Origin of the sequence: Actinomadura harenae, from assembly GCF_003696215.1 — a bacterium.
Lineage (GTDB): Bacteria > Actinomycetota > Actinomycetes > Streptosporangiales > Streptosporangiaceae > Spirillospora > Spirillospora harenae.
Genome location: NZ_RFFG01000110.1, coordinates 1 through 25,301, shown reverse-complemented (window position 1 = coordinate 25,301; position 25,301 = coordinate 1). Strand labels below are relative to the sequence as shown.

The window sequence follows — 25,301 nt, the reverse complement described above, 5'->3', positions numbered from 1 at the left end:
GGCCCGTCCGGACCCGGCGGCCGGGTGGACGCGGCGGCGCGTTCCGGGCGCCGGGCCGGTCGCGACGCCGCCGAAGCGTCCGTCCGGGCCGCGCGGGGTGGTCGGCGGCGGGGGGAGGTCACGGCGGCGGAGCAGCGTCATCGTGGTCCCGGAGGCGAGCAGGCCGAGGCCGACGGCCAGCGTCAGGACGGGACCGTAGACGCGCGTCCAGGCGATCCCCTGCGCGGACTCGCTCGACAGGGCCGCCAGGTGCCGCTGGTCCTCGGGGACCGTGACCAGGTCGGCGTCCGCCACGATGAGCCTGCCCAGCCCGTCCCGGGTGCGCAGCGACTGGGTGATCTTCTGTTCCTGCTTGACCGGGACGCCCGTCCGCGGGTCGACCCACTGCGTGTTGACCGCCTCGAAGTAGCGGTCGACGGGCTGGGGGTAGGAGTCCTTGGCGAGGCCGAGCATGTCGCCGTTCAGCTTCATGTTCATCGACTCGACCTTGACGAGCGGGACCTCCTGGATGAACCGGTAGGTCTTCATCCCGCCGACCTCCTCCTCGCCGCTGAACCTCATCGGCAGCGTGCGGCGGGTGGTCGTGTCGTAGAACGGGTAGTCGCGCTTGTGCACCTTCGCGATCGGGAACAGCAGCCCGTACCCGAACATCCTCACGTTGACGTCGCCGCCGACGTTCACGCCGCAGCAGTTCACCAGCAGGCCGGTGCGGCGGTCGAAGGCCATCCGGTACGCCTGGAGGTCGATCCGCTTGCCGGTGGCCTTGTCGGTGATCGTGGTCGAGGAGTCCCAGACGGCGATCCGGTCGTTGCCGCCGTTCGCCTTCACGTCGCCGCGGATCGTGCTGTCGGCCACGAGGGTGACGCCCGTCTTGAGCTTCAGCGTGGCCATGTCGAAGAGGCTGGCGTTCGGCGCCTCCAGCCGGACCCGCTCGTAGCGGTTCAGCGGCGCCTTCACGACCTGGTCGGAGACGTAGAACCGGATCAGCGGGGCGAGCGTGGTCAGGAACGCGCCTGCGACGACGAGCACGAGCGCCAGCGAACGCCGCATCACACCTCCCGGGGGGCGGCCGGTGGCTCCCGGTCCTCCCGGCGCGTCCGGCCGAACGGCCCTGACCAGGCCCTCAGGCCCGGCATGTCCGGTTACCCTACAGGATCAGACGTCCCTTACCTCCCGCCTCGGCCCCCTGGCAGGAACGCCCCGTGAACCTCTGCCGCACCGTCCCGTGAACCCCTTTCCCCGCCTCCCGTGAACCTGTCCTCGCGCCTCGTGAGCGGGCGTCCGCGCGTCCCGGAGCGGCGGTGGCTCGCGCTGCTCGCCGCCCTCACGGCCGCGTTCATGGACCTGGTCGACGTGACGGCCGTGAACGTGGCGCTGCCCCGGATCCAGCGGGACCTGCACGCCGGGCCGTGGCTCGGCCGGTGGACGGTGTCCGCCTACGCCCTCGCCTACGCGTTGACGCTGGTCACGGGCGGACGGCTCGGCGACATCCTCGGACGGCGGCGGGTGCTGCTGGCGGGTCTCGCGGGTTTCGTGTTCGCGTCCTGGGCGGCCGGGGCGGCGCACTCGCCCGGGGCGCTGATCGCGGCGCGGGCCGCGCAGGGCGTGTTCGCGGGGGTGATGGTCCCGCAGACGCTGTCGGTGATCGGCGTCCAGTTCCCGCCCGGACGGGCCCGGGCGCGCGCGTTCACCCTGTACGGGATGCTGCTCGGCGCGGCGCAGGTCGGCGGGCCCCTGCTCGGCGGGCTCCTGCTGCACTACGACGTCGCCGGGCTCGGCTGGCGGGCGATCTTCCTGGTGAACGTCCCGGTCGGGCTGGTGGCGCTGCTCGGCGTCGACCGCTGGATGGACGACTCGCGCGCGACCCCGCCGCCCCGGCTGGACGTCGCGGGGGTCCTGCTGGCCGGGACGGGCGCGCTCGCCCTGACGTTGCCGCTCGTCCAGGGGCGGGAGCCGGGCTGGCCGAGGTGGAGCGTGTTCCTGCTGGTCGCGAGCGTTCCGGCGCTGGCGGCGTTCGGGGCCGTGGAGGCGCGGCGGGAGCGGCTCGGGCTGAGTCCGCTCGTCCCGCCGTCACTGCTGCGGCGCCGCTCGTTCGCGGCCGGGCTGGTGCTGACGACGGCACTGTTCGGGGCGGTCGCGGCCTGCTTCATCGCGCTGACCTGGGGACTTCAGTCCGGGCTCGGCTGGTCGCCGCTGCGGGTCGCGCTGACCGGGGCCGCCTGGCCCGCCGGGATGGCCCTCACGGCGCAGCCCACGCACCGGCTCGGGCCGCCGCGCGCCCGCGCCTTCGTCCGGACGGGCCTCCTGGTGATGGCGTGCGGCGTCGGCGGCGTCGCGGGGGCGTTCACCGGGGCGTTCACCGGGGCCGAAGGCGACCTGCGGCCCTGGCATCTGGTCCCGGGGCTCCTGGTCGCCGGGATCGGGATGGGGCTGGCGCTTCCGGTGCTGGCCAACGCGGTGCTCGCGGACGTCCCGGCGGACGCGTCGGGCGCGGCGTCCGGGGTCTACACCTCGGTCACGCAGTTCGCCGGGGTGCTCGGGGTCGCCGTGGCCGGGATCCTCGCGGACGGCGCCTCCCCGGGACCGGCCGCCACGGCCCGGACGCTGGGGGTCGCGGCGGTCGCCCTGCTCGGCGCGGGTGCGCTGTCCGCGCTGCTCCCACGGGGCCTGGCCTGGGCGGACGCCGACGGGAGGGCGCCGTCCCGGCTCGGGACGATCCGGGCTAGCCTGCTCCGACACGTCCACCCCGGGAGGCCGAGCCGATGAGCGCCGCGCAGGTGACCGTCGTCGTCCCGACCCGCGACTCCGCGCGGACGCTGGAACGCTGCCTGGTCTCGCTGCGCGCGCAGACCGTCCCGGTCGAGGTGATCGTCGTCGACAACGCGTCCACGGACGGGACGCCCGGGATCGCCGCCGCGTACGCCGACACGGTGCTGGCGGGCGGGCCGGAGCGCAGCGCGCAGCGGAACCTCGGCTGGCGGGCGGCGTCCGGGGACGTCGTGGCGTTCGTCGACTCGGACATGGTCCTGTCCCCCGGCGTCGCCGCCGAGGCGGCCGCGGCGTTCGGCGCCGATCCGGGGCTCGGCGGGCTGGTCATCCCGGAGGAGTCGTTCGGGCAGGGGTTCTGGGCGCGGGTCCGGGCCGTGGAGAAGCGCGCCTACCTGGGCGATCCCGCCGTGGAGGCGGCGCGGATCTTCCGCCGGGCGGCCCTGGCCGACGTCGGCGGCTACGACGAGGACCTCAGCGCCTTCGAGGACTGGGACCTCGCCGACCGCGTCGCCGCGACCGGGCGCCGGGCCGGGCGGACCGCCTCGGGCGTCCGGCACGACGAGGGCCGCCTCACGCTGCGCTCCGCCTACCGCAAGCGGCGCTACTACGGACGCTGGCTGCCCGCGTACCGGGCCCGTCCGACCGCGCGGTCCCTCGGGCGGGGCGGGACGCTGCGGCGGCTTCCGCTGCTCGGCTCGCCGGTCACGTCCGCCGGGGTGATCGTCCTCAAGGCGACCGAGGCGGCCGGGCTGCTCGCGGGCGCCCGCGCCGCGGGAAAGGACCGGCCGTGACCGCGACGGCGCGCCCGCCCGCGCCCTCGGCGCCCGCCGCGCCCGGTGCGCCGGTGATCTCCGGCAGGCAGGACGCGCTGGACGGCGTCCGGGCCGTCGCGGCGCTCATGGTGCTGCTGTTCCACGTGGCCGCGAGCACCGGGTACCTCACGCGCGAGCCGACCGCGGTGACCAGGCTGCTGTCCCGGGGCGAGATCGGCGTGCCGATCTTCTTCGTGTTGTCCGGGCTTCTGCTGTACCGGCCTTGGGCGGCCGCCACAGTGGTCCGGCGTCGTTCACCAAGCACGGGTCAATACCTATGGCGGCGGCTGCTGCGGCTCATGCCCGCTTACTGGGTCGTCATGGTGGTCGCGATCGGCTTGTACAGCCGGGGCCATGTGTCGGACGTCCTGAGCATGCTCGGTCTGGCCACGCTCACCTACGGCTTCGACATGCATCCGTGGTGGACGGACCATCTGGGGCCCAAGGGCCTAGGCCAGATGTGGAGTCTGTGCGTCGAGGCGTCCTTCTATGTGGCGCTGCCTGCGATCGCCTTCCTGCTGGACCGGTGGGCGCGGCATGGCGAGTCCCTCGACATGCGGGCCCGGCGGCTGCTCTACGCGCTGGGTGCGATGTCCGTCGGCTCGGTCGTGTACGCGGTGGCGATGCTCCGGACGCCGAACCCGGCCTACTGGGGCAGCCTGCTTCCGCAGTACCTCGGATGGTTCGGCGCGGGGATGGCGCTGGCCGTCGTGACGGTCTGGGCGAACGCGGCGCCACTCGGCCCGGCGGCCCGGTTCGCACGGACGGTCACCGCGTCGGCCGCGATGTGCTGGGCCGCGTGCGCGCTCCTCTACGTGATCGCGTCGACCCCGGTCACGGGCATCTCGCGGCTCAACTCGACCAACGGGTGGACGACCGGGTTCAGCGTCGTCCTGTACGGGCTGGTCGCGTTGCTGCTGGTCGCCCCCGTGGCGCTGGCCCCGGCGGGCGATCCGCTGGTCCGGCGCGTCCTGGGCAACCCGGTGGCGGCGTTCCTCGGACGGATCTCCTACGGGCTGTTCCTCTGGCAGTTCGTGGTGATCTTCGTGTGGTTCGACCTCACCGACCACGCGCCGTTCACCGGCGACCTGCTCACCGACTTCCCGATGTGCCTCGCGCTGACCGTGGCCGTCGCGACCGCGAGTTACCACGCGATCGAAGAACCGGTCCGGAAGCTGGGCGGACGGCTAACCGCGCGCCGGTCCCGGCCCGCCGAGGTCACCGAACCCGCCGCCGGGAGCGCCGGGACCGCCGGGAGCGCCGCCGGGGGTTGAGGCGGGGGCGCCGGGGGCCGACCATTCGAGGGCGACCCCGTCGGCCAGCCAGGTGTCGGGGGCCTCCGGGGCGGTGAGGGCGGCGGCGAGCCGCCCGAGGACGATCAGTCCGCAGATCTGCGGCAGGACGTCCCGGAGCAGGGGCATCAGGTCCGGCCGGAGGCCGTGCCGGGTCAGCCAGGCCGCGACGGCGACGGAGACGCCGCCGAGCAGCATGAAGAACGCGGCGATCCACGCCGACCGGACGTGCCGGGCCGTCCGTCCGCCGGACCACTGCGGCACGGCTCCGACCAGCGCGGACAGGGCCGCGACGCCGAGGCCGACCGGGCCCGCGAGCCAGAATCCGAGGGCCGCGGCGAGGGCCACCGGGGTGGCGACGCGGAGCGTCCGGGCCGTACGTCCGTCGCGGGGCGTCACGGGCGCGGCGGCGGGCGGGGGCGGGGGCGGGGGCGGGGGCGGGTCGTCGCCGCGTCTCGGGCGCCGGATCGCGACCGGGACGAGCAGCGCCAGCAGGCCGAGGCCGCCGAACAACGCGGCCCGGTAGGCGGTGTCGGGCTTGTACGTGAGGGTGATCGTCCCGTTCGTCCCGGCGGGGACCTCGAAGCCCTGCCGCCAGCCGTCCAGCCGGATCGGACGCAGCAAGCCGCCGTTAGCGGTCTTCGCGTCCCAGCCCGTGTTGTAGTTCTCGTTCACTACCAGGATCGACTTGCGTGCGGCGTTCACCTGGATCCGCCGCTTGCCCGCACCCCACGACTGGACGGTCACAGGGGACGTTTGCCCTGGTCGGGCGGCAGCGAGCACGCCGGACGGGTCGACCGTCAGCGAGTCGACGCGGAAGTGGCCGCCCGCGCTGACGCGGTTGTCGCCGTTCGCCAGCCGGACGGCGCGGCACGCCTGGAACGCCACCGGACGCCCGGCGAGCACGTCACGGGCCGTCCCGGTGATCCTCGTCTTGACCGCGTGCCCGTTCAGCGTGAGGTCCGGGCCGATGCCGCAGGACGTCGTGAACGGCCGGGAACTCGGCCTGGGCAGCGCCGGGACGCCCGGGATCAGCACCTCCGACACCTGGACGGGCACCTGGGACGTCGCGAACCGCAGCGTCACCCGGTCGGTGCGCATCGGGGCGAACCGCAGCCGCCCGTCCCCGTCGAGCAGGCCCTGGCGGGCCGCGCCGTGCGTGCCGAGGACGGTCACCGTCATCGCGGACCGCGCGCCCGGCGGCCGGGTCACTTTCAGGCGACTCACCTTCAGCTCGCGCCCCCAGGCGAGCGTCAGCGCCGGGTTCCGGTCGTCGCCCGCCGCGATCCAGGTCGTCGCGGGGTCACCGTCGACGGCCGAGCGGGGCTGCGCCGGGGCCTCCTTCGTCCAGGTCGAACTCGCCACGACGCGCGTCGTCGGCGTCGGCGTCTGCGTCTGCGTCGGCAGCGGCGTCGTCGTCTGCGTCGGCGGCGTCGGCGTCGGCGGCGTCGGCGTGCGGGGCCGGGTCAGCCTGTCGACCAGGGCGGGATCGGTGACGACGGCGCGTCCGGTGATCGCGGCGGCGCCGCCGCGGCCGGTGAAGACCCGCCGCAGGACCGGGCCGTCCTCGTCGCCGCGCGCCAGGTCGGGCGAGCAGACCCAGCGGGACGAGCCGCGCATGCACTCCGGCCGGGGCGGCGCCGCCCGGCTCATCAGCTGGGGCGCCGTCGCGCCCGCGCCCGGGACCGCGGGTAGCCGCAGATAGCGCTCGGCGGTGATCCCGGGGATCGACAGGTCGCGGACTCCTACCCGCGCGCCGTCGCCCGGCGTCCCGGCGACCGCGACGATCCGCAGCCGGATCCAGGACGTGGGGCCGGGCGGGGCCGTCAGCGTCTGCGCGTCCGCGACCGGCCGGACGTCCTGCACCCGCGTGCCGCGCGCGGTGTCGACCGCGACCTTCGCCGGGGCCGGTCCGAGCAGGTCGTTGCGCGTGAAGGCGACCTGGAGCGAGCCCGGGTCCAGGGGTGACGGGAGGTCGACCCGGAGCCACTGGCCGACCGGGCCGCGCGTGCCGCCGGTGATCCACTGGGTGCCGGGGTCGCCGTCCACGGCGGCGTACGGCAGCGCCGACGGGTCCTCGATGCCGGACGGGGTACCCGGGTCGGAGGCCGAGGACGACGCCGTGACGCCCGTGATCCCGGTGTACTCGGCGACGGTCCGCGCGCCGTCCCAGGCCGGGTCGCCGGGGTCGGGGCCGAGGCCGCCGGCGGTGACCGGCGTCGTCCCGGCGGGGAGCGTCGGGCCGATCTGCGTGCGGATCTCCGACCGCGACCGGTCGCGCAGCCGCGCCGAGTCGGACGCGACGTCCGTCCCGCCGAGGTCGGACGCGTCGTCCCCGACCAGCACCGGACGGCCCTTGAAGCCGCCCGCGCCGGCCAGGTCGAGCAGGCCCTCCGGGGCGCCGCGCAGCCGGACGGGATCGTCGGCGGCGACCAGCCCGGCGACCGCCTGCGCGCCGTCCACCTGGTAGATCTCGACGCCCGGATACGGCTGGTCGCGCGCGCTCACGGCGTCGTCGCTCCACCCGCCGGGCTGGAAGCCGAAGACCGCGACCCGCCGCACGCCCGGCGAGCCGGCGAGCGCCTCGTGGACGCGCGCGGGCCAGGCCCCGGCCAGGTCGTCCCGCGTGAGGTCGTTCCGGACGAGCAGGTACCGCACCCCCGAGCGTGCCAGGACCTCGGTGAGCCCGGCCGAGCCCTGACCGGCCGCGACGCGCTGGTCGATCGCGTCCAGCATGCGCGCGTACCCCGGCGATCCCTGCGGGACCATCTGCCGCGCGCCCCAGCGCGTCCGGAGGAGCGGCTGGACGATGTCGTCCATCGGCCGGCCCCAGGTGTAGTCGCCCGTCCGCGAGCCCGGCAGGGCCAGCACGGAGTGCTCCCCGGCCCGCTTGTTCAGCCACGACGCCGCGTCCCGCCAGTACTTCGGGACCTCGGGGAAGCCGCCGGGCGCGGCCAGGCCGTTCGCCATCGCGGGGGTCGCGACGGCGAACAGCGTCGCGCCCGCCGCCGCGATCACGCCGACCCGCACGTTGCGTTTCCGCAGCGTGCGGGGCAGATGCGCGATGCCGAGCGCGAGCGGCAGCCGGATCATCCCGTCGAACTTGTACAGGTTGCGGAGCGGCGCGAGCGGGCCGTCCAGGAGGTCGCGCAGGTGCGGGGCGAGCGGGCCGCCGATCCGGCTCGCGTGCCCGGCCGCGACGATCGCGACCCCGGCGAGCAGCACCAGCAGCGGGAACGTCCGGTCCGGGAGGTCGCGGCGGACGAGCCCGGCGAGCCCGAGCGCGGCGAGCACCCCGGTGACCACGACCAGCCAGGCCGTCCCGGCCAGGGCCGACCCGACCGGCAGCGCCTGCGGCAGGTAGTCGATCCAGCGTTCGGTGCCGCGCAGGACGTCCACGAGACCGGTCGTCGCGGTGGTCGTGTCGGCCTGCTCGGTATAGCCGAGCCAGGAGAACCCGTACTTCCCGGTCAGGACGAGCGGCCCGAGCCACCAGCCGACCGCGACCGCCGTCGCGACCGTCCACCAGGCCAGCAGCCGGAACCGGCGCGTCCCGCGCGGACGCGTCAGCAGGAACAGGAACGGGACGGCCAGCACCGCCACCGTCGCGGTGCCGTTGATGCCGCCGCAGAGCCCGACGGCCAGGCCCGACCGGGCGGCGGCGCGGATCCGTCCGCCGTCCCGCCGGACGGCCGTCACCAGCGGCACGACCGTCCACGGCAGCATCGCGAGCGGCAGGTACTCCCACGAGTTCTGCCCCAGCGCGGCGAGCGCGTGCGGGCTGAGCGCGTACGCCGTCCCCGCCGCGAGCCGCGCGGCCGGGCCGCCGATCTCCAGCCGCGCCGCGAGCGCCCGCACGCCGAGCAGCGCCGCGCACATCAGCAGCGCGAACCACAGCCGCTGGACGATCCAGGGCGGCATCCCGGCCGCGTGCCCGAGCCAGTAGAACGGGCCCATCGGGACGAAGTACCCGGCCGCCTGGTTCTGGAGCTGGCCGAACTGCTCGGCGTCCCACAGGTGCAGCGCCCGGCGGAGGAACGCGCCGGGATCCACCACCATGTCGATCTTGGTGTCGGCGAGCAGCAGGCCGGGCCTGGTGCCGACGGCGAGGGCGGTCATCGCCAGGCAGCACACGAGCACCCGGATGCGGTCCCGCAGCACGGGGTCGACGGCCACCTCGGAGGGAACGCCGTCCGGCAGGGCCACGGACGAGTCGCCGACCACCATGACGCCCTCCCCCGAAACCGAACCGAACCGCACCACCGACCGCCGACCGCCGACCGCCGACCGCCGACCGCAAGGTCAGCGGCCGGCGTCGCCCTCGACCCGGCCGAGCAGGCGCTCGAACGGCGTGGCGGGCCGCACGGGCTCCGCCTCACCCGCGTCCAGCAGCTCGTCCCGGACCGGCCCCTCCACGACCCGGAGGTGACCGTCACGGTACCGGCGCACGACCTGTGCGTCCGCACCGCCCGTCCGGCTCGTCCGGTCCGTTCCGCTGGTGCCGCGCCGGACGGACGCGGCGACCAGCGCGGCCATGCGGTCCGCGGTGCGCTCCCAGCCGAACTCGGCCGCCCAGGCGCGGCAGGCGTCCGCGACGGCGTCCCGGCGGGCGGGGTCGGCGAGCTCCTCCAGCGCCCGGTCGAGGGTGTGGACGAGCTCGGCCGCGTCGCCGGTGTCGGCGGCGAGCCAGCCGGTCGCGCCGTCCCGGACCGCGTCGCGCAGGCCGTCCACGTCGTAGGCGATCGTCGGGACGCCCAGCGCGGCGGCCTCCGCGACGACCAGGCCCCAGCCCTCGCCGCGCGACGCGCTCAGGTGCAGGTCGGCGTCCGCGACGACGGCGGCCTTCTCGTCCTCCGGGACGAACCCGAGCAGTTCGACCGCCCCGCCGAGGCCGCGCGCCTCGATCTCGGCGGCGAGCCGCTCCTGCTCGGGGCCGCGCCCGATGATCCGCAGCCGCAGCCCCGGACGCTCGGGCAGGCACCGTTCGACCAGGTCGAGCAGTAGGTCGGCGCGCTTGTGCGGGACGAGCCGGGTCACGCACACCAGCCGCGGCGCGGACGGATCGGGCGCCCGCCGCTCCTCCCGCCCGCCCTCCGGCACGTCCACGCCGACCGGGACGAGGTAGACCGGGCCCGTCCAGTCGAGCCGGGTCCGCAGCGCCTCGACCGTGGTCGGGGAGATCGCGGTGCAGGCGTGCCGCCGGTACGTCCGGCGCGCGACCGGGCCCTCCAGCGTCCGGCCGATCCAGGCGAGCCAGGCGGGGAAGTACAGGCCGAACTGCTCGTCGTGCACGTGGAAGATCGCGCAGAGCACCGGGGTGCGGCGCGGCAGGACCCACGGTGTGAAGAACGGGATGCCGTTCTGGCAGTCCAGGACGGCGTCGAACCGCCGCCGGTGGGCGAGCGTCCACGCCAGGACCAGCGGATACACGGTGAACCGCCCGCCGAGGCGGACGAAGTCCACGCCCTCGACGCGCTCACGCCGCGCCTGTCCGGGCGCGCGGCAGGTGACGTAGGTGACGCGGGCGCCGCGGGCGGCGAACCGCCGGGCGAGCTCCCACGCGTACCGCTCCGCGCCCCCCGCCGCCGGATGCCCGGGATCGCGCCAGTTCACGACCGCCACCCGCGACCCGCGGACGTCACCGCTCATGCCACCGTCCGCCCTGCCGCCCAGGTCGCCCGAGGTCTCATCGTTCATCCGGGTCCGGCTCCGCTGATCTCGGGGAGCGGCAGGGGCACGACCCCGGCCGGCTCCGGGCGGTCCGGCAGGGGGGCCGGGGCGGGGCGGCGCGCGGACATCCGGATGGCCACGACGTCCCGCAGGCAGCGGACGGAGTGGCGGCGGACCGAGAACGTCGAGCCCGGCACGTCCCGCCAGCGGACCGGGATCGCGGTGATCGCCGCGCCGCGCCGGGCGCAGTGCATGAGCAGCTCGACGTCGAACGCGAAACCGCTGGTCGCGAGGTCGGCGGCCGCCGCGCGGGCGAGCGGGCCGTCGAAGAACTTGAACCCGCACTGGGTGTCGGTCACCCCGCCCGCGAGGTCGCGGGTGAGCCGGTTGAACACGATCGCCCCGATCTTGCGGAGCGGGTGGCTGTAGTCCTCGACCAGCGAGGACGGGTGGCGGCGCGAGCCGACCACGACCGGGTGGCCGTCGCGGAGCATGGTGAGCGCGTCGTCCAGGCCGGACAGGTCGGTCGCCATGTCGGCGTCGCAGAACCCGACGTACCGGGCGCTCGTGGCGAGGAGTCCGGTGCGGACGGCCGCGCCCTTCCCGCGTTCGGGGCAGCCGATCACCCGGACCGGGACCGGTCCCCGCCAGGACGCCGCGATCCGGGCCGTGGCGTCGGTGCTGCCGTTGTCCACGACCAGCACGGACGCGGTGACCGGCAGGGCCGCGAGCCGCGCGCCCAGCGCGTCCAGGCCGCCCGGCAACCGGACGGCCTCGTTGTACGCGGGCACGACCACCTCGAGGGCGGGACGCGTGCCGGGCGGGGGCGTGGGGACGGCCATCGCGGGGCGGCGCGGAGCCTACCGGGAGCCGTAGTTGTACAGCGGCTTGATGACCGGCGATTCCTGGGAGGCGTTGGTGTAGTGCACCACGCTCACCGCGGCGGCCAGAGCCAGCAGCGTGCCCGCGATGGCAGCGATCGCAGTGCGCATCAGGGGGCCCTTCCACGTCGGGGGATGCGGGAGATGTGTCTAGTCACAGTAGTGCCCCGGGTGACGAATGACCAGGCGATCAACGAAACCATGACAATCCATGACATTACGGTCGGAACGAGCGGCGCGCGGGCCTCGTCCGGCCGGGCCGGGTCCGGGATCCGGTAGAGGGCGAGGGCCGGTCCCGGGAGCACCGGCTCGGCGCCCGCGAGCCGCGCGCGCCACGGCGCGTCCGGGCCGGTCTCGGCGTCCAGCGCGACGTACCGCACGCCCGCCGCGCGCAGGGCGGGGACGAGCGGCCCGCCGCCCGCCACCACCGGGTCGAGCCGCCGCGCGACCGGATCCTCCGCCGGGACGGTCGTGGAGCCGACGACCACGGCGTCCCGCGTGACGACCCGGCGGTCGAGGTAGCGGGGCAGGGCGTCCAGCGACGTCCGCCCGCCGTTCCAGGGGTAACTCCTGTACGTCGCCCACGGAAGGACGACGACGTCCCCGGGGACAGGGTCGGTTCGGACGATCTCGCGCGCCGTGTCCCAGCCGTCCGGGTACTCGACCGGACGCAGCCGTCCGCCCGCCCCGAGGGCGAGCGACGGCAGCAGCACCACCGGCAGCACCGCGACCATGACCGCGACCATGACCGCGACGCCACCCGCCGGCGCGTCCCTCTCCCGCGGCCGGACGAGCCGGACGAGCGCGTCGGCGGCCAGCCCGGCCCCGACAGCGATCACCAGGACGAGCGGCGCCGTGTACTGCTGCCCGTCCCGCAGCACGGCGAACCCGGACCAGACCTCGATCAGCCGCTTGAGCGCGGGCGCGGCGACCACCCCGAACGCCGCCGCCCCGAACCCGGCCACAGCGGCGGCCGAGAGCCCGAAAGCCCAGGCAGGACGGTCGGTCCGCCGCATCCGCGCGGCGAAGGCGGCGAGCGACACCAGCACGAGGAGCGCCCAGCAGAACACGGGAACGCCCGTCCCGTACCCCTGGGGCACGACCTCGGCGTTCCACGCCCCGCCCGTGAGCAGGAGGCTTCCGAGGGCGCCGAAGGGCGTGTCCGCGCGCGGCGCGAACGCGTCCACGGCGGACGGCGCGCCCGGCACGCCCGACGGCCGCAGCCATCCCGTCACCAGCCACGGCAGGCTCAGCGCGGCGACCACGGCGACGGCCCCGGCCACCGCCCGCGCGCGCCGCTTCCGGTCACCCGGCGCACACGCGGCGACCGCGACCGCCGGAAGCCCGGCGACCGCCATCGCGGCGAAACCGCCGATCGCCGCGGGCACGAGCGCCCGGACGACCCGTCTCGTCCCCTCGGTCGAAGCGGCGGCGACGGCCCAGGGCAGCGCCGCGTACCCGAGCAGCAGCGCCCAGTGCCCCAGGACGAGCCGCTCCGCCACGTACGGATTCCAGACGTAGCAGACGCCCGCCGCGAGCCTCGGAAGCGCCCGGCGCGTCGGCACCAGCGCCGCCGCCCCCGCGCAGCCGAGCACGAAGACGGCCAGGAGCAGCGCCTTCTGCACCAGGTCACCGGGCAGCACGGCCGACAGCGCCGCCACGAACGCGTCACTGGGGACATGCCGGGGCAGCGTTCCGGTCAGCCCGAAGGTCAGCGCCGTGAGCGGCTGCCTCGGCACGGCGACCATGTCGTAGGACAGCAGGAACCCCCGCGCGAGTCCGGGTCCCAGCGCCAGCAGGCCCAGGACCAGGCCGGTCAGCGCGGCGGCCCCGTGCCGGGCGCGCGCGGTCGTCCCGTCAGTCATCCCGTCCGGACGTTATCGGATCCACCTGGACGAACCCGCACGGACCGACGCCCCGGCACCCCGGAGCGTCAGGAGCGCTTCGCGCCGGTCAGGGACATCAGGCGGTGCGTCAGGCTCGGCGCGATCCACGCCTGCGCCATGGTCACGCGCATCATCAGCGGAAGCGCGACCCGGGACCGGTCGCGCCGCACCGCCGTCACCAGCGCCCGCGCGACCTGCTCGGGCGTGACGGTCGGGATGATCGCCGAGAGGCTCGGGACGCGCTCCTCCGACCCGGGGTTGTTCGCGAAGTAGTCGCTGGACACCTTGCCCGGGACGATCTCGGTGACGCCCACGCCCGTGCCGCGCAGGTCGACGCGCAGCGCGGCGACCAGCCCCCGCAGGCCCCAGCGCGCGGCGGCGTAGCCGAACGCGCCCGGCCAGGTGGCCCGCGAGACCGGCGAGTTCACCACGACGATCCGCCCGCTCCCCCGCCGGACCATGTCGGCGGCGAACGCCGTGGTCACGTACCCGGCGGCCAGGTAGGGGACGGCGGCCATGTCGCGGAAGTCGTGCGGGGTCGACTCGTCCACGAAGAGCCAGCGGCCCGCGCCCGCGTTGTTGACGATCACGTCCGGGACGCCCAGCTCGGCGCGGACGCGCGCGGCCAGCTCGAGGACGGCGTCCGGGTCGGCGAGGTCGCACGGAAAGACGCGCGCCTGGTCGCCGATCTCGGCGGCGAACTCCTCCAGGCGGTCCTTCGAGCGGGCGACCAGCGCGACCGTCGCGCCCGCGCGGGCGAACGCGCGGGCGGACGCCGCGCCGATCCCCGACGACGCCCCGGTGATCAGGACGATTCTCCGGCCCAGCTCCACTGCGGCTCCTCCGGGACGACGACATGAAAGATCTTCATGTTAACCGTCCCGCGAAGTCCGTCCGCGAGGCAGGCCGAGGATCCGCTCCCTGGTCAGGGCGACGGCCTCGGGGAGGATCCGCCTGGAAAGGACCGCGATCCCGGTCAGGGAGCGACCTTGAGCCCGTCCACGAAGGCGTTGATGTCCGGCCAGAGCTTGCGGTGCGTGTTCGGCAGCGACGCGAACGCGACGGCCGGGGTCTTGTGCCCGGTGTCGACCACGGCGGTCACCACGACCTCACCGGTCGCCCGGACGCCCGGACGCTTGTACTTCAGGTAGCGCGCGACCAGCCAGCCCTTGTGCGCGCCGACCGTCAGCGCCTGCGACGCGAGCGGCGTCGACTCGTGCTGGAACGAGTAGTAGTCCTTGTCGAAGCCACTGGCCGCGAGCACCGCGACCGCCTTGAGGCTCTCCGGGCCCTTGTAGTGCGGCAGGAGCGTCGCGGCGAGCGAGCCGGTCAGCAGCTGGCCGTACCAGAGCTGGTCGCCGTGCTTCTCGGTGACCAGGATCTGCTGGCCGGACCACCCGGTCACGCCCAGCTTGTTCTTCTTGGTCGGCACCTGCCACGGCTCGGCGAACCGCGGGTAGGACAGCCCGGACTTCGCGTCCGCGACCCGCCCCGCGATCTTCCCGGGCTTGCCGGCGAAACTCGCGAGGGGCTTGTCCGGCGGGAGCTGCGGCTTCGGCGCGTGCGACTTCCGCGTCGGGGCGGGAACGCCCGGCCGGTCCACGGTGGAGGCGGACGACGTGGGCGCGTCCTTCTTCTTCTGCATGAAGTAGACGCCGCCCGCCGCGACCAGCGCCACGACCAGCACGCCGACGCCGCCGAACAGGGCCACGCGGGTCGACCGCCCGCCCCCGGTCTCGTCGTCGAAGCCGCCCGGCCCACCGGACCCGCCGGACGACGGCGCTCCGCCGCCGACCAGCATGTCGTCCGCGGCCTTCTCGTCCGCCATCCAGCCCGGCATCTGCCAGTTCCCGCTGCTCGGACGGCCCGGACGCGCCGACGCGGACGCCGCGGTCGGGTCGGCCACGGCCGCGTACCGCCCGTCACCGCCGCCCTCGTCGCCGCCCTCGAACAGGGTTCCCTCCCAGGCCCCGCCCTGGGGGGCCGGCTCGTCCACCGGCGCGACCTTCACGTCGGCGTCGTGCGCCGACTGCGTCACGGGGACGTCCTTGCCGCGCCGGGGCGCGCCGGTGTCGGCGCCCTCGGAGTAGGCGGCCTCATGGAAGGTCGGCTCGGCCCTCCCACCGGTCTGCGGCGCGGAGGGCTCGCCCTGCGGCGCGGACGGCGTCATCGCCTCACGGACGGACGGCGCGCGCTCGTGCGCGGGAGCGGGCTTGGGCTCCTCCCACGCGGGGACGGGCTCGCGCGGCTTGTCGTGCCACCAGGGGCCGGACTCCGGGGAGACCGCCCCGGGCTCGTGCCGCCCGTCCGGCTCGACGTCGAACTCGACCGGGCCGACGACGTCGGCGAGGTCGTGGGTCTCCTGCGTGAGCTTCGCCTCGACGGACGGAGCGTCCTCGTACCCGCGGGGCTCCACCCGCGCCGCGTCGGCGGCGGGGGCGGCGTCGGGGGCCGCCTGCGCCCTGGACGCGCCGGGGCCCCGCTCCGGCTCGGGCTCCGGCTCGCGCCGGCGCATGTGCGGGGCCTCGACCTTGCCCCAGACGTCGTGGTACTCGGCGGGCGCGGGCTCCGGCTCGTCGGCGGGCGCCGGGTCCGGCTCGGAGAACTCGGTGCGGCCGGTCGGCTCGGGAATCGAGACCTCGGGGACCTTCACCTCGACCTCGGGGAACGACGTCCGGGTCGGGGTCTCCGCGGTCGCCCGCGGGGATCGCCCGGCGGCGGGCTGGGCGGGCAGCGGGCCGGTCGGCGCGTCGGCCATCTCCCCGTCGGCCCCGTGCTCGCTCATGTCGGTCCAGCGCGCTCCGCGCTCCCCCTGATCGGACATGCGGCACACGTTACGCGAAGATCACTCATTAGGGACCGGCCGGTAATTACACTCAGGACACATCTTTCTATCGCCTCAGTGATGTGCCGGTGGCACCCGTTCCCGGTGCGACGCGGGAATCGCAGGCACGAGCCGCTCTCGCGCCAGCAACGCCCCTCCCGCGACCGCTCCGGGCATCGCGAACACCGCGCCCAAAGGAATGAGGAAGACGACGAATGCGGACGCGCCGAAACCCACCGCCAGGGACCGGTGCGCCTTCAGCAACGCGAACCGGTCGCGGCGCATCAGGCCGCGCCGCTCCAGCATGACGGCCGTCAGCTCGCCCGCGAGGAAGTATCCCGACACGCACGCCGCGACGACCGGCACGACCGTCTGCCCGACCACCGGCAGGAACCCGAGGACGAAGAACAGCAGCCCGAACACGACCGCGATCAGGCCGAGGATCAGCGCGTCCTTGACCGCCCGCGCGATCTGCGTGGCGAGCGGGACGTCCGGCTCGGGCGGGGCCCCGCCCTGCGAGTCCTCGACGGCGACCGCGATCCGCTCGTAGAACGGGTCGCCGATCAGCATCGTCAGCGCGGTGAACGTCAGCACGGCCAGGAACGCCGCCGAGCCGAACAGCGCGAGCCCCGCCACCACGTGCGTCGCGGTGCGCAGCCCGGACGACCAGTGGTCGGCGAACGGCGTCACCCAGCGCGCCGCGCCGTCCAGGTTCCACGCGAGCGAGCCCAGCAGCACCGCGTACACGACCAGCACGATCAGCGCCGGGATCAGCCCGAACAGCCACATCCCGGGACGCCGCGCGACCCACGCCAGGCCCCGGAAGAAGTACGCGACCCCGGACCCCAGGTCCTTCAGCCCACGCCCCTTGACCGCGGGCACGAGCGGCCCCTGCGCGAACGCCTGCCCATACGCCCCTTGAGCAGGCGCCTGGCCGTACCCGCCCTGACCAGGCGCTTGACCGTAACCCCCTTGAGCGGGCGCCTGGCCGTAACCGCCATGCGCAGGCGCTTGACCGTAACCACCCTGAGCAGGCGCTTGGCCGTAACCGCCTTGCGCAGGGGCCTGGCCGTAGCCGCCTTGCGCGGGAGCTTGGCCGTAGCTGCCCTGCGCGGGCGCCTGGCCGTAGGTGCCCGGCCCTGGGGCCTGGCCGTGGCCGCTCTGGGCGGGGGGCCGGCCGTAGGGGCCGCCCTGTGGGGGCGGCGCGGGGTTCCAGCCGGGCGCGGGAGGACGTCCGCCGGGCCCGGGCTGACCAGGGCGAGGCGTCGAGGGGTCGTACGGGTGGCTCACGGGGGCAACGTTAGCGGCAGGGAAGCCCGACAAGTGCGGAGGAACGATCCCAGATCGCCTTGCGGAGCGCGGCGTCCTTGAGGGGGCTCGACCGAGGCAGGAAGCGCAGGCCGGGCGTGGACGTGACGTACTCGCCCGTCCGGGTCGCGAACTCGGGGTCGGTGGCCACCCGGACGACGACGCGCGCGCCCTGTGCCGCCGTCCGCAGGGCGGGCGTATGGGAGAGCAGCCCGGCGACGCGTCCGACGCCGGGGGCGTCCCGGCCGAGACCGGTGGCGACCATGCCCGGGCACACGGCGTTCGCGGTGACGCCCGTGCCGTCCAGGCGTTCGGCGAGCTCCTGCGTGAACAGGATGTTGAGCAGCTTCGACCGCGCGTACACGCGGAAGGATCCGGACGGCCCGTAGGGGGCGGGCTCGGCGAACCGCTCGGGGTCCAGGTGGCCCGCCTGCCGGTGCGCCTCGGACGCCACGGTCACCACGCGGGCGCCGTCCGCGACACCGGCCTTCTCCAGGAGGCCGAGGAGCAGCTCGGTGAGCAGGAACGGTCCAAGGTGGTTGGTGGCGATCATCCGGTCGTGGCCGTCCGCGCTGGTCTTGGCCCGCAGCAGGTGCACGCCCGCGTTGTTCACCAGGACGTCCAGCCGCCCGTAGGCCGCGTGGACGCGCTCGGCCGCGTGCCGGACGTCCTCCAGCGCCGACAGGTCGGCCAGGAACAGGTCGAAGATCGCGCCGGGGACGCTCCCGGCCAGCTCCTCCACGGCCCGTTCCGCGCGCGTGGGGTTGCGGGCCACGATGCCGACGCGGAAGCCGCGCCGGGCGAGCTCGCGCGCGGTCTCCTTCCCGATCCCCGACGTGGCCCCGGTGACGAGCGCGATCTTGTCCTCCATGCACCCAGCCTCCCGGAGACCTGCGTCACAGTGGAAGACCCGAACCGAACGTTCGGACGGGAATTCGCGGAAGATCTCCCGCCCGCGGCGTCGTCCGTCCCCGAACATCCGGTTTCCGGACACGTCATGACACGTTTCCCGGCCCGTTCCCACCGCTTCCCGGAACTTCCCGGGACTTCCGGGAGCGGGCACGCGTCCGCCCCGTCCGGAGGGACGGGGCGGAACACGGGCGGGGGGCGGGTCTTCCAACCGCACCGGCCCGGGGCTCGGGGGCAGGCCCCGGCCCGGCGCGGTCAGCCTTCGATGCGGTGCTGGGTCCAGAAGGACGTCAGGTCCGTGCCGGTCGCGGCCTGCGCCGCGGCCTTGAACTCCGCCGTCGTCGAGACCCCGTACCAGTGGGACTGCGCGTAGGTGCGCAGCAGGTTCGCCATGGCCGTGTCGCCGAGGACCCGCTGGAGGTCGTGCAGCGCGCACTTGCCGTAGTCGTAGACGACCGTGGAGTACCGCGACGAGTGCGCGTCCCAGTAGGCCATCGAGTTGGTGATCTTCTCGGCGGACGACGCCCACGACACGCCCGACCAGCAGCCCGACCCGGTGTCACCGAAGTACAGGTCGGTCGAGTAGTCGGCGAACGCCTCGTCCAGCCAGGGGCCGTTGTACTCGTCGTCGCCCACGATCCCGTACCACCACTGGTGGGCGAGCTCGTGCGCGAGCGCGGTGGAGCTGACCAGGTCGAGCACGAATCCCGGGTACTCCATGCCGCCGAACCAGAAGTTGTTGTCGAGGACGACGTCCGCCTCGCCGTACGGGTACGCGCCGAACCGCGAGGAGTGCACGTCCAGGGCGTTCGTCGAGGTGTTCAGCATCGACTGCGCGGACGAGGACGAGATCCCGCTCACCCAGTAGACGTTGACCTTCACGCCGCCGGACGAGGTGCCCGAGACCTTCTGGAACGGCCCGGCCGCCCACGCGAAGTCCCGCACCTTGGCCGCCGTCGCGGTCGTGACCGTCCGGCCGGACGAGCCGGGCGTGTCGGTCGAGGTGCCGGTGGCGGGGACCGCGAGCGAGGTCGGGTGGTCGAGCGTGACCTTGAAGTCGGACGCCAGCGAGTAGAACGACTCGCCGTTGTTGGTGTACGGGTCGAGGTGCCAGCCGGACGCGTCCCGGATGGCGAGCACGGGCAGCGCGTTGCCGATGAAGTTGTACGAGCCGTCCCGGCCGAACCGGTCCGCGCCGGACGGCACGACGATGCCGAGGTCGAAGCCGACCGTCCCGCTCTGCCCCTGGTTCAGCGGGGCGGACAGGGTGACCTTGAGGGCCGTGCAGCCGACCTCCAGCGATCCCGCCGTCCCGCCGGAGACGTTGGAGACGGTGATCGGCGTGTTGGACGGGCAGCTGCCGTGGTAGTTGTCCCAGAGCCGCAGGTAGACCTCGGACAGCGGCGTCGCGGACGCGTTCGTGAACGACACCGACTCGTGCCCGGTCCACGTCCCGCCGGACGCGTCGCTGCTGAGGTTCACCGTGTAGGACGGCGTCGCGGGCGTGCGGGTGGAGTCACCGGCAGGCGGGGTGGATCCGCCGGAGACGTCCAGGGCGACGTCGTCGAGCACGAAGCCGGTCTGGAGGCTCGCGTCCTCGGCTCCGGTGAACGCGAGCGTGACGGTCTGGCCCGCGTACGCGGACACGTCGAAGGTCTTCTTCACGTAGCCGCTCGCCGCGTCCAGGTTGGAGAACGAGCCGAGCGTGGTCGTGCCGATCTTCGCGGTGAGCTTGTCGTAGGCGACCTGGTCGGTCTCGTCGGTGTCGACGTGCAGCCAGAACGACAGGGACGCCGAGGAGCATCCGGCGGGCAGGGTCACCGACTGCGACAGCGTGTCGGTGTGCGTGCCGCCGGTGCCGTCCAGGCGGGCGAACCCGGCGCCGGAGTGCGCCGTCCGGCCGCCGCCCGTGAAGATCACGTTGCTGGACGCCGTCCAGGACGAGGCGCCGCTCTCGAAGCCGCCGTTGCCGACGACCTGCGCGGACGCGCAGTCGGCGGCCACCGGGGGCTTCGGCTTGGCGGAGGGCGCCTGGGCCGAGGCGGGCGGGGCGGCGAGGCTCGCCGCCACCAGCGCGGCCCCCGCCCCGAGGGCGAGGATCCGTCGTGTGCGGGGGGTTCTCACGCGGCGCACCACGGGGCGTGCGCCGAGAGGCTTGCGGGTCACGGGGTTCTCCCTCGCGGGCAGGTCCCGGGCGCGGCCGCGAGGATCGCGCCCGGGACAAGGGATGGAACCGTCAGGCCGTCCGTCCGGCCCGGCACTCGGGCCCGGCACTCGGGCAGGTCACTCGGGCAGGGCCCTCAGGCGGGGTCCTCGGGCCCGGACCGGGTGGGGAGCGGCCTTCCGACCGGCTCCGCCGGGTGGCGCCGGCCGCCGCGGGGGACGGAGGCCGGCGCCGGGCGACGTCAGGAGGCGTTCACCGCCACGTCGTCGACGACGAAGCTGGTCTGCAGGGACGCGTCCTCGGTGCCGCTGAAGGAGAGGGTCACCGTCTGGCCCGCGAAGGACGACAGGTCGACGGTCTGGAGCGAGTAGCCGGTGTTGGCGTTGGTGTTGCTGTAGGTCTTCAGCGTCGTGGAGCCCGCCTTGACCGTGAGCTTGTCGTACGCCGTGCTGCCGCTCTCACTGGTGTCGATGTGCAGGTAGTAGGTCAGCGAGGCCTTGCAGCCCGCCGGGATGGTCACCGACTGGGTCGCGCTGTCGGTGTGGGTGGTGCCGTAGCCGTCCAGCCACGCGAAGTGCGTGCCGGTGTTCGCGGACTCGCCGCTGCCGTTGGCCGACACGACCCCGGAGGTGGTGGTCCACGGCGTGGTCCCGGACTCGAACCCGCCGTTGGTCACCTTGTTGCCGGGGCTGGCGCAGGTCCCGCCGCCGGCCGGGTTGATCGTCCAGGTGAACGTGGTCGTCCCGGTGTTGCCCGCGGTGTTCTTGGCGGTCACGGTCACCGACGAGGAGCCCTGGGTGGTCGGGGTGCCGGAGATCAGGCCGGACGAGGCGTTGATCGACAGGCCGGCGGGCAGGCCCGCGGCGCTGTAGGTCAGGGTGGAGCCGCCCGGGTCGGACGCGCTGATCTGCAGGCTGGCGGCCGTTCCGACGGTGCCGGTCTGGTTGCCGGGGTTGGTCACCTGCGGGGAGCCGGGCTGGCTTCCGCATGTGCCGGGAACCGGGTCGGTGCCGGTGACGCTGACCGCCGCCCAGGCGGAGTTCACGGTGTTGTACTCGGTGCAGTGGGTGCCGTACAGGTCCGCGGCGGCCTTCAGCGAGTCGATGCGGGCCTGCGAGTAGTTCTCACTGCTGTTGGCGTAGGACGCGAGCGCCTTGTACCAGATCTTCTCGGCCTTGTTGTTGCCAAGACCCGTGACGGTGGAGTTGTCACAGGTCGGGCTGTTGCCGTAGCCGTGGTCACCGGAGCCGACCGCAAGCAGGAAGAACCAGTGCGTGAGCGGGCCGAGCGAGTAGTGCGGGTCCAGGCTGCCGTTGCTGCTGGTGTAGCAGTTCGGCGACTGGCCGTCGAGCGACGGGTTGTACATGTAACGGAGCGGCGTGCCGTCCCCGTTGATGTCGATGAGCTCGCCCATCGTGTAGTCGGGACGGTCCACGGGGTTGTTGGCGTAGAACTCCACCATCGTCCCGAAGATGTCGCTGGTGCCCTCGTTCATGCCGCCGGTCTCACCGGTCTCGTCCCAGTTGGTGAGGGCGCCGCTGACACCGTGGCTCATCTCGTGGCCGGCCACGTCGATCTCGACCAGCGGCTTGGCGTTGTTCGCGCCGTCGCCGTAGGTCATCTGGGTGCCGTCCCAGAAGGCGTTCACGTACGCGTTGTCGTAGTGCGTGCGCGAGGGGACGCCGTTGCCGTCGCCGAAGATGCCGTTACGGCCGTGGACGTTCTTGTAGTAGTCGAACGTCTCGGCCGCGCCGTAGTGCGCGTCCGCGCCGGCGGAGGCCGCGTCGCTGTTGGTGCCGTTGCCGAACGTCCCGGACGAGTTGCTGAAGGTCGTCCCGGTGCCGCTCGTGCCGTGGTTCATGTTCGTCGTGTAGCCGTTGCCGTGCGACGGGTCCTTCATCGACCACGTGCTGCCCGACTGCGTCAGGTCCAGCGACACCGACCCGCTGTAGATCGTGTTGCCGGTCCCGGCGGTGAGGATGTTGCCGTTGGCCGCCTTGGCCTTCTGGGTCTTCGCCAGCTTGGCGGCCTGCGCGGTGGTGAGGAACGAGTCGACCTCGTCCCGCTTGGTGACGACCTTGCCCTTGCGCGCGTCCACCAGGACGTGCAGGACGGTCGGCGTCCGGTCGGTCCGGACACCCCGGACGACGGTCTCCCACACGAGCTGGGACGACCGGCCGATGTTCCAGACGGCCAGGTGCGGCTTGTCGACCGAGTTCACCTTGCCGTGGACCTGGCCGCGCGACACCGACTGCGCCGTGGTCGCGCTGATGTACGGCGCGGTGGGGACGGTCGGGGTCTCGCGGGTGTTGGTGTTGATCTCCTTGAGGGAGCCGCCCGGCTTCAGGTGGACGATCAGGTCGCCGCCGTAGACGGGCAGTCCCTTGTAGGTCCGGTCGAAGCGGACGTCGGCGGCGCCGTTCTTGTCGACGACCACCGTGCGCGGCACGAACGCGTGCCCCGCCTTGGCGTGCGCCTGGGACGCGTGCGACGCGAGCGCCTTCTCGGCGTTCTTGATGGCGGCCTTGCGGGTGGCGGGGGCCGGGGTGGCCGTGAAGTCGTCCTTGGTGAAGGACGACGGCCCGGCCGGCATTCCGGGTTTGGGTTTGGGCCCGGCCTGGGCCGCTGCTGCGGGGAGGGCGACGAGGCCGGCCGCGGCGATCACGGCCGCGCTCGACACCGTCACGATTCTACGGGGGGTCATGTGGATCGGTTCCCTCTCGCCTCGTTGGGCAGGAGCCCGCCGCGAGGGACGGCGGGCGTTTGGAACGGGGACGAGGGCGGCGAGTGTCGGGCTGGGAGCTCCTTTCGCGGCATGGCGGGGGGCAAATCGCCGCATCTCGGATCAACGGCAGTTTCAGCGCACTAACTCGCCCAAGGAAGACCGAAGCGCGAACGTTAGGGATATCCCTACGAACTCGCACATGAACCGGACACAACGCCCACATGACGTCCGACGTCGGCCTTATCCACGCGCCGTGAAGGCGATATCGACCCCCTGTGAGGACGAAATTCCGCGCACCGGAATCACGCCCGCCCCACAAGCCGGCGAAGAGGCCCCGTGGACGATCACGCGGACGAACGCGGCGCAGGGTCGCGCAGGGTTCCTAGGAGCCGCTCGGCGGGGGATCCTGGGGAGGACGGTGCGGGGCCGAGGCGAGACGCGCGAGGTCCACGCGCGACCGGACGCCGAGCTTGCGGTACGTCCGGGTCAGCGCGGCCTCGACCGTCTTGACGCTGATGAACAGGCGTGCCGCGATCTCGCGGTTGGTCGCGCCCTCCGCGACGAGCCCGGCGACCTTCGCCTCCATCGCGCTCAGCACCCCCAGCGCGGCGGGCGGCGCGGACGGCGCCTGCGCCGCCCGGTCCAGGTCCCGGACGCGGTCGAGCTCGGCGGTGACCAGCGCGAGCCACGGGCGCGCGTGCGCGTGCGCGAAGACCCGGCGGGCCTCGCGCAGCGCCGACCGCGCCCCGGGAGCGTCGTTCTGCCCGAGTCTCAGGCGTCCCAGCACGAGCCAGGAACGCCCCTCCTCCAGCCGGAACGGCTGCTCGGCCAGCGCCGTCGCCGACCGCCGCGCGAGGGCGGCCGCCGTCGAGCCGTCCCCGCGTCCGGACGCCACCAGCGCGGCGGCCCGGTCCATCACCGCGAGCATGACGCGGCGCTCCAGCCGGGTCGCGCGGGCGCGCGTCTCGTCGATCAGCTCGGCCGCCTCGTCCAGGTTCCCCGACAGCGCGAGCGCCTCCGCGAGGTCGCCGTGCCAGCGCCGCATCGCCGGGTCGCCCAGCCCCTGCGCCTCCTCCGACCGCCGGACGCGCCGGAGCAGCGCCGCGGCCGCCTCGTTCCGTCCGGCCATCAGGTGGATGTGCCCGGCGACGAACCACGCCTGCGGGAGGAACAGCAGGTCGCCGTCGTCCGCGCTGTGCTGCTCGGCCCGGCGCGCCGCGTCCGCGGCCCGCTCCGCGTCGCCGCCCGCCGCCTCGGCGAGGGCCAGCGAGAACCACGATGGGCCCTGGCTGAGGTCGCTGTCCTCGGCCAGGCGGAGGCTCTGCCGCGCCACGTCCAGCGCCCGGTCGCAGCGTCCGCGGTGCACCTCCACGCGCGCGAGGTTGTGCAGGCAGTGGCACAGGCTCTCGACCGCGCCGCGCCGCCGGACGAGGTAGATCAGCGACCGCAGTTCGGCCCGCGCCTCCTCCAGCCGGTCGGCGAGCAGGTGGTGCCGGTAGCGCTGGAACGCGGGACCGTTGTGGTCCACCATCACGCGCGGGTCCTGCGGGGACGACAACGCGCGCGCGAGCGTCCGCTCCGCGTCCGGACGGCCCAGGAAGAACGCCAGGTGCGCCTGCTTGGCCAGCGCGAGGATCTCGGTGCGCCGGTCTCCCGCGCGCGCGGCCAGCTCGGCCGAGCGCGCCGCGTGCTCGTGCGCCTCGAACGCCGACCCCTCGACGAGCCACGCCCGCCACGCGAGCCGGTAGTGCAGCGGCGCGAGCAGGGCCGGGTCGTCCCCGGCGTCCGCGAGCGCGCGCGGGAAGATGTCGCCGAACTCGGCGAGCGCCTGCCCCGCCGAGTCGATCACCGCGAGCCAGCCGCGCACCCGGGGCGCGGGCTCGGACGCCACGGCCAGCGCCTCGTGCGCGATCCGCCGCGCCTCGGGCAGGTCCCCGGCGGCGATCGCGTCCTCGGACGCCGTGAGCAGCCGGTTCACGAAGCCGCCGGGATCGTCCGGCGGGGTGTGCTCGGCGGCGAGGCGGCCGAGCCGGCACGCCTCCGCCGGGGCCCCGCGCCGGC

The 25,301-nt window shown here is 74.5% G+C and carries 16 protein-coding genes; 3 read left to right on the top strand and 13 right to left on the bottom strand.

The genetic code is table 11. The features are described 5' to 3' along the window. A partial coding sequence (locus EBO15_RS36255) for a DUF3068 domain-containing protein (protein WP_147481818.1) occupies positions 1-1,050 on the bottom strand: 1,050 nt, incomplete at its 3' end. Positions 1,051-1,269: 219 nt separating this feature from the next. Here EBO15_RS36255 and EBO15_RS36250 point away from each other — a divergent pair. Genes EBO15_RS36250 through EBO15_RS36240 form a run of 3 tightly spaced genes read left to right on the top strand, consistent with a single transcriptional unit; the run spans position 1,270 to position 4,855 of the window. Continuing rightward, entirely contained in the window at positions 1,270-2,766 is a 1,497-nt protein-coding gene (locus tag EBO15_RS36250; RefSeq protein ID WP_233616680.1) for an MFS transporter, read from the top strand. Beyond that, a complete protein-coding gene (locus tag EBO15_RS36245) occupies positions 2,763-3,560 on the top strand; it encodes a glycosyltransferase family 2 protein (protein ID WP_122198993.1) in 798 nt (265 codons plus the stop codon). The genes EBO15_RS36250 and EBO15_RS36245 overlap by 4 nt, the downstream gene beginning before the upstream one ends. Beyond that, positions 3,557-4,855 carry an acyltransferase family protein gene (locus EBO15_RS36240; RefSeq protein WP_233616679.1) on the top strand — a complete coding sequence of 433 codons (1,299 nt, stop codon included), beginning with the start codon at positions 3,557-3,559 and terminating at the stop codon, positions 4,853-4,855. The genes EBO15_RS36245 and EBO15_RS36240 overlap by 4 nt, the downstream gene beginning before the upstream one ends. On the opposite strand, the gene EBO15_RS36235 is transcribed toward EBO15_RS36240, so the two are convergent. The 12 genes from EBO15_RS36235 to EBO15_RS36185 all read right to left on the bottom strand — a co-directional run. Continuing rightward, positions 4,769-9,100 carry an alpha-(1->3)-arabinofuranosyltransferase domain-containing protein gene (locus tag EBO15_RS36235; protein ID WP_122198992.1) on the bottom strand — a complete coding sequence of 1,444 codons (4,332 nt, stop codon included), beginning with the start codon at positions 9,098-9,100 and terminating at the stop codon, positions 4,769-4,771. The genes EBO15_RS36240 and EBO15_RS36235 overlap by 87 nt on opposite strands. A 75-nt stretch (positions 9,101-9,175) precedes the next feature. After that, on the bottom strand, positions 9,176-10,570 hold the full coding sequence (locus EBO15_RS36230) for a glycosyltransferase family 4 protein (protein WP_233616678.1): 1,395 nt from the start codon (positions 10,568-10,570) through the stop codon (positions 9,176-9,178). Further along, positions 10,567-11,385 carry a glycosyltransferase gene (locus EBO15_RS36225; RefSeq protein ID WP_122198991.1) on the bottom strand — a complete coding sequence of 273 codons (819 nt, stop codon included), beginning with the start codon at positions 11,383-11,385 and terminating at the stop codon, positions 10,567-10,569. Before EBO15_RS36225 ends, EBO15_RS36230 begins: the two co-directional genes overlap by 4 nt. Positions 11,386-11,403: 18 nt before the next feature. Beyond that, on the bottom strand, positions 11,404-11,535 hold the full coding sequence (locus EBO15_RS46940) for a hypothetical protein (RefSeq protein WP_267898454.1): 132 nt from the start codon (positions 11,533-11,535) through the stop codon (positions 11,404-11,406). Then, positions 11,535-13,289 (bottom strand): hypothetical protein, encoded by a 1,755-nt coding sequence (locus EBO15_RS36220; protein WP_122198990.1) that lies wholly within the window; start codon positions 13,287-13,289, stop codon positions 11,535-11,537. Before EBO15_RS36220 ends, EBO15_RS46940 begins: the two co-directional genes overlap by 1 nt. Positions 13,290-13,357: 68 nt before the next feature. Continuing rightward, positions 13,358-14,143 (bottom strand): SDR family NAD(P)-dependent oxidoreductase, encoded by a 786-nt coding sequence (locus EBO15_RS36215; RefSeq protein WP_122198989.1) that lies wholly within the window; start codon positions 14,141-14,143, stop codon positions 13,358-13,360. Positions 14,144-14,286: 143 nt separating this feature from the next. Further along, on the bottom strand, positions 14,287-16,134 hold the full coding sequence (locus tag EBO15_RS36210; protein WP_122198988.1) for a hypothetical protein: 1,848 nt from the start codon (positions 16,132-16,134) through the stop codon (positions 14,287-14,289). A gap of 75 nt (positions 16,135-16,209) precedes the next feature. Further along, a complete protein-coding gene (locus EBO15_RS36205) occupies positions 16,210-17,016 on the bottom strand; it encodes an EI24 domain-containing protein (protein ID WP_233616677.1) in 807 nt (268 codons plus the stop codon). 418 nt (positions 17,017-17,434) lie between these two features. Next, positions 17,435-18,313 carry an SDR family NAD(P)-dependent oxidoreductase gene (locus EBO15_RS36200; protein ID WP_122198987.1) on the bottom strand — a complete coding sequence of 293 codons (879 nt, stop codon included), beginning with the start codon at positions 18,311-18,313 and terminating at the stop codon, positions 17,435-17,437. Positions 18,314-18,606: 293 nt separating this feature from the next. Continuing rightward, positions 18,607-20,517, bottom strand: a complete 1,911-nt coding sequence (locus EBO15_RS36195; RefSeq protein ID WP_233616676.1) for a M1 family metallopeptidase — start codon at positions 20,515-20,517, stop codon at positions 18,607-18,609. A gap of 239 nt (positions 20,518-20,756) precedes the next feature. Continuing rightward, positions 20,757-23,219, bottom strand: a complete 2,463-nt coding sequence (locus EBO15_RS36190; RefSeq protein WP_122198986.1) for a M4 family metallopeptidase — start codon at positions 23,217-23,219, stop codon at positions 20,757-20,759. A 403-nt stretch (positions 23,220-23,622) separates the two neighbouring features. After that, positions 23,623-25,301: helix-turn-helix domain-containing protein (locus tag EBO15_RS36185; RefSeq protein ID WP_147481817.1), on the bottom strand; the 1,679-nt coding region annotated here is incomplete at its 5' end.